The sequence below is a fragment of the Pseudomonas sp. CFBP 13719 genome, assembly GCF_014842095.1.
Classification (GTDB): Bacteria; Pseudomonadota; Gammaproteobacteria; order Pseudomonadales; family Pseudomonadaceae; genus Aquipseudomonas.
Map to the genome: position 1 here is coordinate 716,550 of NZ_JACYVB010000002.1, position 16,662 is coordinate 733,211.

17 protein-coding genes are annotated in these 16,662 nt (G+C 54.7%); 15 read left to right on the forward strand and 2 right to left on the reverse strand.

Translation table 11 applies throughout. The features are described 5' to 3' along the window. Positions 1 to 51: 51 nt before the first annotated feature. The 9 genes from IFT57_RS09100 to IFT57_RS09140 all read left to right on the forward strand — a co-directional run bounded on the left by IFT57_RS09100 (position 52) and on the right by IFT57_RS09140 (position 10,064). A complete protein-coding gene (locus IFT57_RS09100) occupies positions 52 to 1,248 on the forward strand; it encodes a hypothetical protein (protein WP_122530783.1) in 1,197 nt (398 codons plus the stop codon). A gap of 81 nt (positions 1,249 to 1,329) precedes the next feature. Continuing rightward, positions 1,330 to 2,535 carry a hypothetical protein gene (locus tag IFT57_RS09105; protein WP_192151236.1) on the forward strand — a complete coding sequence of 402 codons (1,206 nt, stop codon included), beginning with the start codon at positions 1,330 to 1,332 and terminating at the stop codon, positions 2,533 to 2,535. Positions 2,536 to 2,615: 80 nt separating this feature from the next. Continuing rightward, positions 2,616 to 3,809, forward strand: coding sequence for a hypothetical protein (locus tag IFT57_RS09110; RefSeq protein WP_122530779.1), 1,194 nt, complete (start codon positions 2,616 to 2,618; stop codon positions 3,807 to 3,809). A gap of 82 nt (positions 3,810 to 3,891) precedes the next feature. Further along, positions 3,892 to 5,082 carry a hypothetical protein gene (locus IFT57_RS09115; RefSeq protein WP_122530777.1) on the forward strand — a complete coding sequence of 397 codons (1,191 nt, stop codon included), beginning with the start codon at positions 3,892 to 3,894 and terminating at the stop codon, positions 5,080 to 5,082. 15 nt (positions 5,083 to 5,097) lie between these two features. Beyond that, positions 5,098 to 6,390 (forward strand): hypothetical protein, encoded by a 1,293-nt coding sequence (locus tag IFT57_RS09120; protein WP_244657278.1) that lies wholly within the window; start codon positions 5,098 to 5,100, stop codon positions 6,388 to 6,390. 83 nt (positions 6,391 to 6,473) lie between these two features. Next, on the forward strand, positions 6,474 to 7,667 hold the full coding sequence (locus IFT57_RS09125) for a hypothetical protein (protein ID WP_122530773.1): 1,194 nt from the start codon (positions 6,474 to 6,476) through the stop codon (positions 7,665 to 7,667). Between the two features lie 56 nt (positions 7,668 to 7,723). Next, positions 7,724 to 8,959 (forward strand): hypothetical protein, encoded by a 1,236-nt coding sequence (locus tag IFT57_RS09130; RefSeq protein ID WP_122530771.1) that lies wholly within the window; start codon positions 7,724 to 7,726, stop codon positions 8,957 to 8,959. Continuing rightward, positions 8,949 to 9,389, forward strand: coding sequence for a hypothetical protein (locus IFT57_RS09135; protein ID WP_122530769.1), 441 nt, complete (start codon positions 8,949 to 8,951; stop codon positions 9,387 to 9,389). The genes IFT57_RS09130 and IFT57_RS09135 overlap by 11 nt, the downstream gene beginning before the upstream one ends. Before the next feature lie 144 nt (positions 9,390 to 9,533). Continuing rightward, the gene (locus IFT57_RS09140; RefSeq protein ID WP_122531664.1) at positions 9,534 to 10,064 is read left to right on the forward strand and encodes a hypothetical protein; all 531 of its coding nucleotides are present in this window, start codon (positions 9,534 to 9,536) and stop codon (positions 10,062 to 10,064) included. A gap of 30 nt (positions 10,065 to 10,094) precedes the next feature. Here IFT57_RS09140 and IFT57_RS09145 read toward each other — a convergent pair whose 3' ends face one another. Continuing rightward, a complete protein-coding gene (locus IFT57_RS09145) occupies positions 10,095 to 10,835 on the reverse strand; it encodes a hypothetical protein (RefSeq protein WP_122530768.1) in 741 nt (246 codons plus the stop codon). 20 nt (positions 10,836 to 10,855) lie between these two features. Then, the gene (locus IFT57_RS09150; protein WP_341477853.1) at positions 10,856 to 11,416 is read right to left on the reverse strand and encodes a S1 family peptidase; all 561 of its coding nucleotides are present in this window, start codon (positions 11,414 to 11,416) and stop codon (positions 10,856 to 10,858) included. A gap of 507 nt (positions 11,417 to 11,923) precedes the next feature. On the opposite strand from IFT57_RS09150, the gene IFT57_RS09155 reads away from it, so the two are divergent. The 6 genes from IFT57_RS09155 (at position 11,924) to IFT57_RS09180 (ending at position 16,654) form a co-directional block, all read left to right on the forward strand. After that, the gene (locus tag IFT57_RS09155) at positions 11,924 to 13,126 is read left to right on the forward strand and encodes a hypothetical protein (RefSeq protein ID WP_122530766.1); all 1,203 of its coding nucleotides are present in this window, start codon (positions 11,924 to 11,926) and stop codon (positions 13,124 to 13,126) included. Positions 13,127 to 13,221: 95 nt separating this feature from the next. Then, positions 13,222 to 13,509 carry a hypothetical protein gene (locus IFT57_RS09160; protein ID WP_122530764.1) on the forward strand — a complete coding sequence of 96 codons (288 nt, stop codon included), beginning with the start codon at positions 13,222 to 13,224 and terminating at the stop codon, positions 13,507 to 13,509. 50 nt (positions 13,510 to 13,559) lie between these two features. After that, a complete protein-coding gene (locus IFT57_RS09165; RefSeq protein WP_163020453.1) occupies positions 13,560 to 13,754 on the forward strand; it encodes a hypothetical protein in 195 nt (64 codons plus the stop codon). A 22-nt stretch (positions 13,755 to 13,776) separates the two neighbouring features. Continuing rightward, positions 13,777 to 14,109, forward strand: coding sequence for a hypothetical protein (locus tag IFT57_RS09170; protein ID WP_122530762.1), 333 nt, complete (start codon positions 13,777 to 13,779; stop codon positions 14,107 to 14,109). 96 nt (positions 14,110 to 14,205) lie between these two features. Continuing rightward, the gene (locus IFT57_RS09175; RefSeq protein ID WP_122530760.1) at positions 14,206 to 14,574 is read left to right on the forward strand and encodes a hypothetical protein; all 369 of its coding nucleotides are present in this window, start codon (positions 14,206 to 14,208) and stop codon (positions 14,572 to 14,574) included. A gap of 1 nt (position 14,575) precedes the next feature. After that, positions 14,576 to 16,654, forward strand: coding sequence for a hypothetical protein (locus IFT57_RS09180; protein ID WP_192151238.1), 2,079 nt, complete (start codon positions 14,576 to 14,578; stop codon positions 16,652 to 16,654). Positions 16,655 to 16,662 lie beyond the last annotated feature (8 nt).

A 16,662-nucleotide genomic window follows, 5' to 3' on the forward strand; every position in this document is an offset into this window, starting at 1 on the left:
TGATATCAATGACCACCAGGGCTTTGAAAGCCCATCTCATGAGGCCCTGTCATGTTTCCCATTTTCGAGCTCGAATCCCAGTTTCAAGACCATTCGATGGGAGAGCTTGACCCTGAGAGCCTTTTTGATCTTGGAAAACTTTGTCAGCAGTGGCTTTTGAGCTTTGCTGACCAGGAGAATCCCGCTCAAGTCGCTGCTCAGCAAATCAACAGTACCAAAGAGGATGAGATATCTCACCGGATAGTGTTTGCCCTGGCAGCCTCCCTGTGTGCTCCAGGAAAGGATGCCGCACAGGTCATCCAATCCTATAAGGGCTATGTCAACGACAACTCCTGGCTGCTGCGCAAATGGGTCGCCGCAATGACAGAGACTATCCATCCTCATCACCCCGTCGACATCCTCGTTACCTTCGACGCCCTGGAAAGCACCGACCTGTATGAGACTGCTCGAAGTGCTTATGGCATCAGCATGCAGGATGTGCGCTGGGATGCTGCTGCCTGGGACAATCTGAAAATCTTTGAAGGGACACTGCCACAAACCGGTGCTGACGATTCTGTTTTCAACGCCATGGCCATGTTCACAGTCGATCCTGAGTCTGCCATTCATCGCAGATTTGTCTGCACCGAGGAGGATGAGAAAAAGCTCTTCACCGCCAGGCTCAACAGAATGCGCACACAGCTGATTTTCGGCTACAACAACGGCTACGCGTCGATGCGGCAATATGGAGAGAAGAGACCAACCCTGGTTTCTGAGATGGTAAACCTGGGCGGTACGCCGAGCATGGATGACACCATCCCGCTGCACAAGGAGCCTGGTTTTACCCAAGCCCTGCTCAGGGATGCCGATAACAGCATCGAGCTTTTCTTTCAGAACCAGAAGGAAAAGCTTTACATCAATACCGAAAGCTGGAAGTACGTGGATGAAATCACCCAGGCCTTCCTGGATGCTGGACTTAATCCTGAGAAAATGATGTTTCACGGGCCCTGGAAAGAAGGAGACGCGTTCCAATGGCGACCACTGGATAAAGCACTCTCTCACTTTGGTCAGATGGATATGAACAACCAGCGATTCTACTCGCACCTGTTCAAGGCTTACCTTGCAACCTTCGAAATCGATGACATCATCGATAATTGCACAGGCCCCGAGTCCCTGGCTGCGGTCTATCAGGTAACGGGTAACAAAGCATTCCTTCAAGCTGGCGACAGCAAGGTTCGCGAACTGATCATGGGTTCGGATCTTGGCCTCTAAGGCTTCTGTCCACTGATACGCGCCCTTTATACTCATGGATGGGCCAGCAGCAGGTGCAGGCTTCAAGCAGCAGGTTGGCCTATGTACAAGGTGGCGGTACTCGACGCGTTTCATGACGATCTTGAAAATGAGATCTGGGACGAAGATGCTTTTCCCATGGCAGCAGAAGCCGCCGAGCGCTGGCTGCTGGGATTCTCCGATAGCACCAACCCTGAGAAATCAGCCTTGGCCAAACTGCGCAAAGGTGAAAGCTCGCGTCAAGATTCCCGACTGATCTTCGCACTGGCCATGGCTCTGTGCGCGCCCTCGCCCAATACCGGCGCGATCATCTGGGCCTACTACGGATACATCAACAAAAACGACACCGATCTGATCACGAAGGTCTCCTTTGTGGCGCACAACGCACAACCTGAACACGAGGTGGATGTGTTTACCGCTTTTCGCTCGTTGCCAGAGGGAAATCTGCACGAGCTTACCGCCAGGCTTTACAGCGTCACCCTCCAAAACGTTATGGATTACGCCATCCTGTGGGATGACCCGGAGGTGTTTCGTAAATGCCTGCATTCTGAATCAGGTCTTCAGACCTGGCCAATCTGCTCGGCACTGGCTCGGTTCCCTGAAAACACTACCAGCAGAATTTTTCAGGAGTTTGCAAGCACTGAGCAGGGCACAAAGGATCTGTTCTTTCACCGTCTGTTCGCCCTGCGGCGCCAGCTTGAACGGGTGTATACCCATGGCATTGAGCGCCTGTGGCTTGACGACCATCAGCTTGGCGTCCTGATGCCCTCGCACAGAAGCGCTGCCGACAATCTTCCACTGTCCGAACTCCTGGCTGTCGCACCACCCCACAAGACCCCTGGGTTTGCCCAAGCGCTGCAAAAGGACGCCCTCAGGATTATCCGAGAGACGTTCGCCTACAAGCAGGATGCCCTCAAGATCGACCCCTCCTACTGGCACCACGTGGATGACCTGACCCAGACCTTCCTGGATGCCGGCATCACTGCTGAACAGCTGGTGAGCCAGGGTGCGTGCGGCCAGCCCACCGAGACGGTCAGTCTGCGAAGGGCGCTTTCCACCCTGGGAGGCATGGACACAATGAACCTGAGGTTTTACCAGGTCATGTTTCGCGCCTACCTGGCCAACCATGAGCCTGAGCACATCATGGCCAATGCCAAAACCTCCAAGTGCTTATTGGCGGTCTATCACATCACCGGGGACAAGGCGTACCTGCAAGCCGGCAATCACAACGTGCGTGAAGCGGCCTTGGGCAGCGACCTTGGCTTGTAAGCAACTTCCCATAGGGGCGACTACAGCTACATACTGAAAAAAATTTAGTGCGGCGCCACGTCGCTTGCTGGAGCCACCCCATGTTCGCCCACTCCCTCCTGGAAAACCTCTTTAACGAGTACCAGTCGCAGACCTTTTGCCCCGATGTCCTACCCGAGGGTGCAAGGCTGGCCGAAGAATGGCTCATGGGCTTTGTTGACCAGGATCATCCCCACAAGGTTGCCCTTGATGAACTCGTGGCCCTGGGAGACAACGAGAACGAAACACGGCTCAGGTTTGCCTTCTCCCTCGCCTTTTGCGCGCCTTGCGAATACACCGGCAGGATCATCGTTGCATTCGCTGAGTACCTGGCTAGAGAAGGGAGAATGATTGGTGTCTGGATAGGCGAGCTCACAAAAGATCTAGAGCCTCACCTGCAGGTCGACGTGCTCAAGGCCTTCGATGCATTGCCGGACGGCAGCTTCTATAAAATCGCTCGCGGTATTTACAGCGTGAGGGAAAAGGATGTCAGCCTGGCTGCGATCGCCACGGACAACCTCAAGGTGTTCAGATGTGCCATGCCTGATGACACCCAGAGCCAGCGTGAAGAAGCCCTGAAGCTGATGGCATGGTTCCCTTACGACATGAATCGACTGATCTTCAAGGACTACATCCTGCGCTCCGGTGATCTATTCAATCTTGTGTTGTTCAGAACAGGGGATCTCTACGCGCAAATGCTGCGTGAGTACACCGATGGCATAGAGTTTCAATTCTGGAATCAGGCATCCCCTGCCCTCCTTCCCAAGATAGGCCTGCAGCTACAGGCGCCAGATCTTGATCAGTATCCTGCGGTACACAAAACACCGGAATTCACCCAGGCACTTAACTCAGATTCCACCTCTCTGGTGCGCGCCATCTTCCTGTTCCGCCAGGACAGCATCTTGATGAAGCTTGAGAATCAAAAGTATTTTGCCGAAGTCACGGCAGCCTTCATCGCGTCTGGCGTCAGCCCCGAGCAGATCATTGCCCAAGGGGTTCTTGGGAAAAATGAAAAGACCACCACCCTGTTCAGCGCTCTGGATATGCTTGGGGTCATGACTCAGCGGCACCAGCAGTTCTACGTGCACGCCTACACAGCCTACCTCGCTCAACACAGCGTGGAGCATATCCTGAATGCCTGCCCCAACAACAAAGCACTGCTCGCCGTCTACAACATCACCGGTAACCGGGCTTTTATACAGGAGGGTGACGAGAAGGTGCGCGATCTTGCCATGGCAGCAGACCTGGGCTTGTAACGCTCTTTCCCGAGCCTGATCGCCAGCCGCATACTGTGTAAAAGTAGTTGCGGGCCAATGGCGCCGCTCGCTGGAGCCATCCATGTTGCCCGTCCTGTTACTTGAAGAGTTGTTCCACAAATACTGCCGATCCGAAATTGATTCTCAATGGGTGCCTCCCGCTGCCCAGCTGGCAGAGCACTGGCTGCTGAGCTTTGCAAAAGCGCCTGATCCCTACCTGGCGGCTTTGGAGAGCCTTGGCGCCCATGATCCTCAGAACACCGAAAAGCGCTTCTACTTCGCCTTTTCGCTGGCGCTGTGCGAGCCGACGGCCAACACCGGCAAACTGTTCAATGTGTTCGTAAAAGCGCTGAGTCAGAACTCTAGCCTGATCGGCAGCTGGGTGGGTGAAGTCATGGGGGACATCTACCCACATCACACTGTCGACGTCCTCAAGGCCTTTGAGTCGATCCCTCACAAGCGTCTCTACACCCTTGCCTACTCGTGCTATCAGACCCATGCGGTCAACGTCAGGCTTGCTGCTGTGGCATGTGACAACGTAACCGTATTCATGAACACCCTGCCCGAAGACCCCGGCAAACTGCACAATGCAAAATTCGAAGCAATCGCCCATTTCTCGATCAAGCCTGACAGCGCAATTCACCAAGCGGTGATCTGCAGCAAGAAGGATGAGCGGGAGCTGGTCTACTTTTGCCTTGAAGCCCTTCGCAAGCAGCTGGCAACGGAATACAAGGATGGCATCACCTATCTTCGAACAGAAGGTCAGGCAAAACCTGTTTTGCAGCCACAGGGGTGGTTGCCCAGCCCTGTCCTGGGTGAGTACCGCGCCATTTATCACCACCCAAGCTTCAAGGAAGCCTTGAGCCACGATCCATCCCGGCTCATCAAACAGTTCTTCATTCACAAAGACACCAGGCTCGACGTGCACCCCGCCAACTGGCAGCACGTTGATGAGGTCTGCAGGGCGTTCATGGAAGCGGGTATTCCCGCTGAGCGCATCATCGACGAAGGTGTCCGAGGGAAGGTGGCTACCCGAACCACACTCAAGAGCGCCCTGACCAAGCTGGGTCAAATCACGCTGGAGAACCAACGCTACTACCAGGCAGCCTACCAAGCCTATTTGGCCAAATACGACACTCAGACAATCGTGGCCAACTGCATCAATCCGGCGACCCTGCTGGCAGCGTACAAGGTGACCGGCAATCGAGCGCTTCTTCAGGCGGGCGGCGACCTGGTGCGCGATAGTGCCATGGCGTCCGACCTGGGCCTGTAACGCCCTTTCTTTGTTTTGCCCTCAAACCCCATACTAAGACAAATGAGTACCAGGGGTTTTACCCTGATCGTCCGAGGCCGCGTCATGTTCCCCACCCTTGAAATCGAATCCTTCTTCGAGCAGTACATGAAGGGGCAGCTGGACATTGAGGGCTTTGCGGCGGTGGCAGAGCTCACTGAACAGTGGCTGCTGGGCTTTGAGGGCGCTCGGGATCCTGCCATGGCGGCTATCCAGAACCTGTGCCAGCAAAGCAGCGTGGAGTACGACAAACGCATGCTGTTTGCGCTGAGTCTGGTGCTGTGCGCCCCATCCGATCATACACCCAGGATATTTTCGGCTTACAAGACGCACATCAAAAACGAGATGCCCAACATCCAGCAATGGATCACAAGCATGGCGATGGCGCTTGGGCCTCATGGCGTTGAGGTTGATGTGGTCAAGTGCCTGCGTCATCTCGAACCCAGCCTGCTCGATATCGCATGCGACGCCTATCAGATTTCACGCATGGAATTGCTGCAAGATGCAGTGGCCTGGGATGATCTGGATCTGTTCAACCTGTCGTTGCCTGAAAATGCCGATCTGGTTAAGCACTGGTTCTTCTCGACACTGGCAAAGTTTGAGCCTGCCCCTGAATCAGACATTCACAGGACGCTGATCACCACCGATGATGATGAAAAGGAGTTCTTCTACTACCGCGTTCAGGAGGTCAGATCCCGGTTGTTTGACGAGTATGCGGGTGGCTCCAACTTCAAAAGACCCACGGGGGAGCGAAGAGCCACGCTGTTTCCTGATGGCATGCATGCGCTTGAAAGAGGCACCACGGCAAGCGATCAGGATTTCTACCGCCAACCCGATTTCAAAGAGCGCCTGATGCAGGATCAAGAAAGGATCGTGAAGTCGTTCTTCATGCACATGAATGTTGGCGTAGGCAATGAGAACAACGATCACCACGCGGCCATCATCACCCAGGCCTTCCTGGATGCCGGGATTTCAGCAGCCTACATCGTCGAGCATGGGCCCTGTGCCCACATGCAGGTTAGACTGCCTACCGATGACGGACAGGAGGAGCCCATGTCTCTCAAGAAGGCTTTGGCCCGATTTGAGTTGATGAAGGTCGAGGGCAAGGCCTTTTACACCCGTCTCTACACCTTGTACCTGAGGGACTTCTCTACCGAGCAGGTCATTGATCTGTGTGACACGCCTGAAAGCCTGGTTTCAGCCTATCAGCTGACGGGCAACAAGGCGTTCCTGCAGGCCGGCAACGACAAGACGCGATCTCTGGTGATGGGTCTGGATCTAGGCCTATAGGCGCTATCGACCCTCTGAGCGCACCCCCTATACTGGGTAAAATAGCGTGTGGGGACACTACCCCCCGATGTCAGAGGTTGGCTATGTTTCCCATCATCGCGATCGAGCAGTTTTATAAGAACCACCTCGATTACCAATACGATCCTGACGCCAAATCAGCAATAGGGGCGCAGTGCACTCAGTGGTTGCTCAGTTTTACTGGAAGAAACCCCTACGATGAAGTGCTGCAGGCCATTAAATCTGAAGGTGGATTTGAAAACGAAGATCGCTTTATCTTTGCCATGGCAATGGCCTTGTGCAGCCCCTCGGAGCAAACGCCAGTATTGATGCGTCGGTTCAAGGACTACATTGATCTCTACTCATGGAACGTTGGCACCAAGGTGGGTGAAATTGCCAGCTTCTACAACAGTGATTTCGAGGTTGATGTGCTGAAGATCTTCAGCTCTTTCTCCAAGGATTTGTACGAGATAGCGCTTAAGGCATATCGCGTTGACATCGAGGATCTGCGTGATAACGCCGTGGCATGGGACAATCTGGGTGTGCTTCTCAATACCTTGGATGAAAAGCCCATGCGAGGTCGATATCAGGCGATGTTTGCGCTGGCAGGGTTTGCTGTAGATCCCACAACCCGGATCCACCAGGCCGTGGTAAAGAACGCCGAAGATGATGAAGATCTCCTCTTTTACAGGCTACTCAGGGTCAGGCATCAGCTGGTCGTGAACTACACCAACGGCGTGTATTGGCGCCGATGCGATGCAAGCAGCCGCGTTACGTTGAAGCCTGACAAACCTTCCAATCTCAGAGCACCCTCACTCCAAGACACGGTGGCTGTTCATAACGAGCCTGGTTTTTGTGAACAAATCAAAAAAGACCCAGTGCGCTTCATCCAGTGCTTCTTTGCGCCAATGGGCCAGTCCACACCCAGCAAGGTCAACCAGGAACAGGCTTCGCAAGTGACGCAGGAGTTCTTGAAGGCGGGTATTCGCCCCGACCAGTTGCTCACCTATGGCCTATTTGAACAGAGAGCATCCCCAAAGCCTTTCTCGCTTATGGAGTCCCTGAAGAAACTCAGCACGCTTGAGGAAAATGACCAGGCTCTGTTTGATGCAGCCTACAAAGCTTATCTCAAGGATTTTCAGAGCCACGAGATCATCAAGCACTGCAATACCCCAGAGATGCTGGCTGCGGTCTACCGTCTCACCGGCGACAAGTCATTCCTGCAGGCCGGCAACGACAAGACGCGATCTCTGGTGATGGGGCTGGATTTGGGGCTTTGAGAAAACTTTCGAGCGCAGCACCGCGCCCCGTATACTGATTAAAACGAGTCTTCAGGGTGATTGCCCTGGTTGTCCGAGGTCGCCCGATGTTTCCAATCCTTGAGATCGAATCAGCCTATCTGGATCACTGGAGCCCAGATTGGGCGCCAACGGGTACAGAATTCGAGCAGGTGGGCGCCTTGTGCGAGCAATGGCTTCTGAGCTTTACCACCAAGGATCCTTCGGTCGACGCCATTGGCGCGCTATGCACCCAAAGCAGGAAGGACTTCGACAAGCGAATGTACTTCGCAATGAGCATGGCGCTGTGCAACCCCTCGCCGGAAACAGGCCTGCTGCTTGATCGATATCGCAAGTTCATTGCTGCCAATGGACATGACATCGGCACGAACGTGTCTGCCCTCTCCAATCTGAATGAGAAACACAGTCCGATTGACCTGATGTCGATCTTTCGAAATATTCCTGCTGACCTCTATGAGGTGGCCACCAAGAGCTATCGCATCGCGCTGGGTGACCTTAGGCATAACGCTGTGGCCTGGGATGACCTCGATGTGTTCACCAAGTCCCTTGATTCGCTTCCATCCCGAGGGCTTCATCAGAGCTACATCGCCCTGTCATCCTTTCCAATCGATCCAAATTCCAAAATTCACCAGGCGGTGATGACCACGCCTGATGCACAAGCCAGTCTTTTGCTCTATCAACTGGAAGCCATGAGAGGCCAGCTGACCGACTTTTCCTCATTCACCAATGGTGTGAGCTACGAGCGATGCACAGACGATATGGGGATTACCCTCAAGCCAGGCAAAGGCCTGCTGCTCAACAGGATCAACATTGAGGCCACCACTGCCCCCCATCACCGACCCAACTTTGCAGCGCTTGTGATGAAGGATCCCGCAGGCCACATCAAGCAATTCTTCGAGCCTATCGGGCAGCGCACCCTCAGCGAGGTTAACCAGGAGGCGGCTACCGATGTCACTGAGGCCTTCCTGAGAGCAGGTATTGACCCCATCAAGATCATCACCCACGGCCCTTGCAAGTTGAATGCTGGCATCTCCCCTGTGTCGCTTCATGAGGCGCTGAACAAGCTGGTGTACCTGGAGGAGAACGATCTGTCGCTTTACCATGCCGCCTACAAGGCTTTTCTGGGTCAGTTCACGGCCAGTGAAATCATTGAGCAGTGCAGCACCGCAGCCAATGCCCGAAGCGCCTATCTGGTGACCGGCAACAAGGCATTGCTGCAGGAAGGTAGTGATCAGGTCAGAAGCCTGGTGATGGGAGCAGACCTTGGACTCTAAAGAGCAGGCAGCCCAGTGGCAGCTCAGTTACATCCTGGATCGCTACCTGGATGGCGAGTGTGCAAGCTTCGCACAGGCCTTGGCCACTATCAGCAGCCTGCCCGTGGTGGTGTTTCGCCTTGAGCGCGATCACGGCTTCTACACTGCAGGCTTTCCCCGGCACGCCGCCGTGCGCGTCGAGCAAGACCTCTATCTGGATGCATCAGGTTTGTTCAGCCTGAAGCAGGCCAAAGGCCGATTCGAGGCGCCCCTGGTGGTCGATAATGCCCCTGACCTTAGCGCCAGCCCCTTTGATCGGGAGTGGCCATTACTTGAGGAGCATGGGGAGGCTTTGGATCACGCCGATCAGATGCTGGCGTTGCGTGGACTAGAGCATTTTAAAGCAGCTCGGCCAAGGCCAAATGACGACTCCCCCCTCTGCACGCCCTGAGCGTTGCCACTCGCCCAGCAGGACTTGAGAGAATTCCCAAAAAGGCTGGGCCAAATCCGATTGCAATGAGCACCAAATCAATTGACCGCCCCTCAATATATGCCTAATCTCTCGCCCACAAACATGTCCCCTCAGAGCTTGTCCATGAAACGCTTTTTCCCTGCCCTTGTCTTGTTCCAGGCCCTGTCTGTCCAGGCAGACACAGCGCCGAGCGTCGGGTTGGTGGGAAATCTGTACAGAGGTGAAGAATTGGTATCGTCGTTCTCGATGGCCAATCTCTCCGCTGTCGGCACTCCGGTCGAGCTTGATGATCTTGTCGAGCACGGGTACGTCGATCGAGCCACGTACAAAAATGGGAAACTGGGGTTTCTCGCCGCGTCAGTGGCAAGCGGCCTGACCCTGCAGATCTCATCTCAGCTAACAGCGCCAGACACCGTGCTTCTCAGGATCAAAGGGGAAGTGGCCGAACTCAACGGCTTTTCGCTCAAGGCAACACCTGGCTCTACCGCTACCGTCCAGACGCCCAGGATGCACCGGAACGGCTTTTCCAGCGCGGCAATGGTCAAGAAAGGCGAATCGAAGGATCTGGTGTTTGGTCAGTGCCCACCTCAGGGGAGCGGGCAGAATCTGTGCGCCTATAAGCTGGTCATTACGGTCAGCAGCACCAAACCCTGATGCATGAACAAGCCAGGATGAGAGCTGGCTCTACAGGCTCATCCCGGTGTCCTCGTGCCCCTTCTTGGGGTTCAACACCGCGTAACGCTCCATGGTGACAAAGTCGACAGCCGACAGGCAGTCTTCATCGTCTGGCAGGTGCTCTTGCTGCGCAAACCCCTGTGTGGAGAACATGCCAGCCCTGGGCGCTGAGAGACCCAGCTCGTCGAGCTTCTCGTCCCAATACACGCCCTTGATCATGCTGGCGCCCACCAGGTGTTCACGAACCCATTCGATCAGTGCGTATTCCATACCGCCGCTGGCGTGACCTCCGGTGAGGTTGTGGATCTTGAGCAGGGCTTCTGTGGCCAGCAACATTGCCCGTGGCTCCACATCAGCCTCGTATTCCCCGGCCTCCAGCAGTGCCTCAGCTTCCGTTTCAAAATGCATCTCGCGAAGAGCGTCCTCCTCGTCAGCCTCACAGTCATGGTAGGCCACCACGTATGTAATGCCCTGCTCGATGAGGCGACGCTTAACCGCCCATTGCTCCACAGCAAGCCTTAAGTGCTCACAAGACGGATCACTGAGCGCCGACAGCATATCGATCAACATGACCTCGCCTTTCTGGGCGTAGTACTTGCCACCACCCAGGCGCGCAATGCCCATCCAGGCGCTCGGACAGGCGGATGCGGAGAACAGATTGCCCTCAAAGCTTTGGCGCTGGCCCTGTGTGTTCTTGTCCAGATCGCCGACGTGCCAGAGTTCGGAGGCAATAACCAATGGGATTTTCAACTGGGCGACTCCAACAGTGTTTATTCAATTCTAGCAACTGCGAGTGCTGCTGGGGAATCGACTGATGACATCGCTGGAACAGGCCCAGGCTGAGCTTTGGCCATTTTATTCTCAAAGCGTCTCCACTCCCTGTTGATTTCGCTGTAAGGCATGTAAACGCTCACCCGCTCACTGCTGGCAAGGTCTGGTCTGTTGAGCTTGGAAACCTCACCCTTTGAGATGAACGCGATGGTGATCCCCACGACTTTGCCATCCTCTGAGAACACAGGCCCTCCGGACATGCCTTTTACGGTGGCGCCATCGTGCGTTGAGTAGAAGACCCCATCCTTTGCATCAAGCCTGACCATCGCAGACATCGCATGCCCCTGGCCTTTGACGGGCATGTACAAGCTGTTGAAGCCAACAGCCGTCACGCTTTCACCCGGAACAGAGTCACGCCACTGAGGTGCATGCTCAGCCTTGTGCTTGAAAAAGACCAGATCGCCACGACCCTCATGAACAATATCTTTCAAAAAAGGCGTGTGCTTGGCCGTCACCGCATATTCATCGTTCCACTGAATTGCAGTGGCCATCAGCATCATGGGCAGTGGCGCACCCGAGGTGACAATGAATGCCTGATCAAAAACAGGGTCAGATAAATAGGCAACGGGGATGCCGTTACATCCACTCAGCAGCGCCACCGCCGCGCCAATGACAGCAGCTTTGATTCTTGCTGCTGTACGCACGCCCGAAATAAGGTTTTTTGGAGCCATCTGGCATTCAATCGACTCTGTGCTCATCATGGTTCCCCGCCCTTTTGCTATAAAAAATAAATACGAATGGGCAATGCCACTCGAATCCGAAAGTATCTCTGTCAATCACTAAGGAGCGACACCACAAAAGCCCCGGCCCCGGCGCTGATTTTCACCATGAATTGCCAATTAGTCAATATACCGTTAATCAGTCAATAACAATGCAGATACACCAGTCTTACTTATGACAACTGCAATATGAAAAAAATGGGATCAAACTGGAACACCCTCGCTCTTTCCCACCATACTGTAATCAATGAAGTGTAAGACCCTGCCTCAGCCTATCCAGGATTACCCATGTTCCCAAGTCTTGAAATTGAAGCGTTCTACCGCAGCCAAAAAGAGGGCTACTTCCTCAAAGACGAGTTTGTTGACGTGGCGCGCCTGTGCGAAGAATGGCTGATGAGTTTTGATGACAAAGAGCCGGCCTTACAAGCTCTGTCGATCCTGTCATTAGGGGAAAGTGACTACGACAACCGCGATCGGATGCGATTTGCCGTCTCGATGGCGCTGTGCATCCCTTCCCAGACCACTGGGGTGCTTGTGCCACGGTATCAGGGATACATGGATGAGAACTCCTTTGACCTGGGCTCAATCATCAGCGGCATCAATGCGAGCCTGCCTGAGGAGGGCAAGGTTGACGTTCTACAGGCTTTCGCAGCGTTGCCGGGGCGTGAGTTCTACCAGACAGCCCGTCAAGCCTACATGGTTGAGCTCAGCACCGTGCGACTGCATGCGGTTGCACACGACAACCTCGACGTGTTCAGAAACACGCTACCAGGCGATGACCCCAAGAAGGATGTGAGCATTGCGTTGAACACGCTGACCCAATTCCCCGAGCAGAAGGACTCTGAGATCCACAGGGCGCTGATCCACGACGAGCAGTCCGAGAAAGACCTCTTCTTCTATCGCATGACCAACCTTCGCCAACTGTTCGTAGGCGTCTACAAGGATGAAATCGGCTGGCTAAGGCCTAGTGCCGAAGAAGTGATCACCTTGCAGCCCTATCATGACTCATCCCTTCAGCGTGCTACCTTCGCCGACATTCCCCATGCCTACGAGGATCCCCTGTTCTCGCAAAGGGTCAACTCCGACAAATACCGCCTGGTGGAGAAATTCTTCTCCCTCACCGCCATGCATGTTACCCAAACGCTGGATTTTGAGGGCTTTCACGCAGCCTCCAGAGCGTTTCTCAACGCAGGGGTGGAGTCGCATTACATCATCTCCCACGCGCTGGTGAGCAGTGACGAGAGCTCCCCCCTGATAGACCTCAAGCAAGCCCTGTCCACCCTCGGCTCCCTGAGTGCCATGAACCAAGAGCTGTACGCGGTCATTTACCAGGACTATTTGAGCCACTTTTCTGCAGAGAGCATCGCCGCTCATTGCGAAAGTGACGAGTCGCTGGCGGCTGTCTTCAAGATCACCCGCAACAAGGCCTATTTGATGGCTTCGAGGGGCAGTGCCATCGACAAGTGCCTTGGCAGCGATCTGGGGCTCTAAAGTGACCCATTGGGGCATACCACCCCCGCAGGAACTGCTCGACAAACATGAGAGCACCCCTCAGAATTCTGTTTATCAGAACTGGAGGTGCACCAATGATCCCGCTACCCGTCAATGAGTATGGCGTTCCCCTCTATCCCAAAGGCCATGCTGGTCGCCTATTGGTGACAATTGCCGCCATCGACCACCTCGACACACCGACCGCCGCCAGCGTGGCTGCTTTGACAGGGCTAAGCAAGGGCAACATCGACACTTATGTCACAGCACTTAATCGCGAGTTAGGTGCCTGTATCGTGAAGACTGGCCCGGTTTACAGCATTCAGAAATGGGGGGACATCCTGAATAAGGATGGGGTCAAAAAGAGGTTGACTAGTTCTGTTTAACAGAACTAATATGCATGACGAGACGCAAATACCCTCACTAGGTGAATTTGATGGATACCACAGTCGCTCAGTACGCAACACAACAAGGCGTTTCAGTGGCTACGGCGCGGAAAAGGCTTAACGAAATGGTTGAGATTGGACGCGCTCAAGTGTCCTACCAAGTCATCATCGAGCACCGATCCATTAAGCGTGGCTCACGCAGCCAGATGGTTGCAATTCGCGGCAACCTCTACCACATCAATTAACCCTCAACTCAAGGAAAAGGTCATGATCCTGAACAATGAGCGCAGCAAAGATGCTGAGGATGTGGGTGTTCTGCTTCACGCCATTTTCAATTACGCGCAGGCCAACGAAGAGCGCCTGGATCGCAGCCTGGTTGCAGTTGGATACGCGACACTTTTAGGTTTGGCCCAAAGTGCTGCCGAAGAAGTCGCATCGATGCATTCGCATGAGGGAGATGATTGGGATGGCGTGGCCTGGTTCGAACGACTGTCCGATACCGGCGAGGGCAGTCTGGCGGCAGCCTTATTCGTCAATGATGACCCGGATGTGGAAGAAATCGTATCAAAGTGGCTGGCACAGGAATTTCCGCAAAGTTAAAAAAGTCATTGATCACAATCATGATGATATTTCATCACTAATCATTGCCAAATGGTCAATATATCGCTAATCTCTCCTTATCAGATGGAGAGTCCCATGACCGAATTCAGCGTTGTCATCATCACACCCCGCAATGAACGTGAGCGCCGGATCCAGGAAGCTTATCCTGATGTCCTTGGGCCCTTGCCCCCTTTCAACGAACTCAAGCACGCCGGCATCTACTGGCTGGCGTACGTGGACGGGGACAAGCGCATCTGGACTTCGGCTCCTTTCCAGTGGGAGCCGGTGAGCAAACAATGGTGCCGCGTAGGCGAGGTGGCCACGGGAAATCCTGTCGACCTGACCGGCTACATCGTCGTGGCACCCTGCATTCGGCCTGAGCTGGGCAAGGTGCATTTCACACCCGACTCCATTATCGTTGAACACCCTCAGGGCCCAGACGCCCCTACCTCGCCAGGACACTGACATGAACAAGCAGGAAAAGCTGGTTGAGGCGCTGAACCTCTGGGTATCACTGACCAATTTCGATGACTCCAAGAAGAGTTTCAGCCTTCGCGAGTACGATATTCTGCGGATGACAGAGTCCATCAACGAAGCCCTGGAGCTTGATGACACCAACATCACCGGCTTCCTGATGCTGAGCTACTACGCCCACAGCTTCATTGGCCAGACCAACTTCAGCCTGACCGATCTGCTCAACGACCGCCCGCGTGTCGAGGACTTCGTATCCCGCACCCAGCAGCTTCAAACCCTGCTGGCCGACAAGGAGATGCTCGAAGACCTGGCTCATTTCCAGCTGGTTACGCGCCAAGCAGTGCGCCACTACCAGGCCGACACCGACGAGGTGATGGCGCTGATCGAAGACAAGCACGACGTTGCCCTGTTGCGGCGTGACGCCCTGGCTTCGATGAAAAAACTCAAGGTGGACTACTTCACCCATGGCTCTGCGGAGGCCGATAGCGTCAAGCCAGCCTACAACCGCGAAGTCTTTCAGTTCTGGAACATCAACTCGATGCTGCGCGCCCTGTGCAACAGCCCCTCGGGTGTCTCGCTGAACTTGATCCGCACCCCTGACGATTACCAGAGCTACTTTGTCTTCGCCATTCGAAATGGCGGGCACATCATTACCCTGTCAGACCTTCCAGAGCAGGCTCACCCCCTGGCCAAGTACATGTCGCGCCGCCCTGACAAGGAATACGGCAAGCGGATCATGCAGAACTGGTTTCCTTACAACCTCATGAACTGGAAGTACGACGAGGAATCGAACCGACTCTGGATCGAAAAGCAGGAATTTGGCAACGCCATCGCCCCGATCAACCAGACAGCCTTTCCCCTGAGCGCCATCAAGGAGCTTGGTGCGCCTGAAATCATCTGGATCACCCTGATGTTCGAGCTGATCGTGGAGCGCTTCTGGCGCCGCCCGGTTGCCCCTCAGCAGCTTTCCTATACCGGTGAAATGGTCAAGGTTCAGGACGCCCTGCTCAACCAGGCTTCTGAAGCAGGACTTCCTGTGGTGCAGTACCAAGGCATCGAGGCCAAGGAATTGACCGTTCTGGAAGTCGCCCACCCTGATGAGCAGATGGCGAAGGCCTTGGGCAAGTCGGGCGGCAATCACAATGAATGGATGATTGAGCGCTACGAGGCCCGGATCAACCCTGTGATGCTCAACATGCTCAGCACGGGCGATGTGGTGGCCTACCTGCCGCGAACCGCTGAGCAAGGAGCACTGCCGACTGTGGTCAGCTCCAAGGAGTACGAAGACAAGATCAACAACGTCTTCAATCGCGAGAAGCCCAAATACAAGTACCACAGCCTGGACAGCGCCTCGTTTGGCGACAAAGAAAAGCTGTTGAGCGACCGCCTGTTCCTGGCCCGCGCCAACCTTGCGACCGAAATTCAGCGCCTGGCCGACATCGAATACGATGAGCGCAAGGCTGAGATCGAAAAATGGTTCAAGGATCGCATCGAGGCCAACGCCGACGCGCTGTTTGCATTCGCCACCCAGGAATTCTGTTACGTGCAGGTTGAGGGCGACAAGATCCCTAACCGCATCAATGGCACCTACCGTACGGCCAAAGGCGTGATGCGCTATCGCCTGGCAACCCTCTATGACTTGGCCGGGTACCACAAGAACATTTCCTACATCCGTTACGGCGTCTCGCTCAATGGCGGCTGGAGCAACTCAAAGGCTTACTGTTATTACAACGGTGCTGTCGCCTCCTGGGTTGTCAACATCGCCCCGCAAACTGTGCACGACCTGGCATTGATTACCGGCCTTGAGGTCTCAGAGCTCCCCGATGTGCTTCAGCACTGGGCAAGCGATCAGGACTACCGGGGCAATGCCATTCTCGATCGTATCGACCCTGTCGCGTGGAAGCTCAATAACCCCTGGATCGAACGCTGCAAGTTCGGGATCAATCTGTGGCTCTCGACCAGCGCGCTGAACAAGATCCGCAAGACCATGAAGCTGCCGGAATCCCCGCGCATGTACCCCAACACTACCGAGGACTGGAATTTCCCGTCCAATGAATACTCAGGCATGTGAGCGTGACC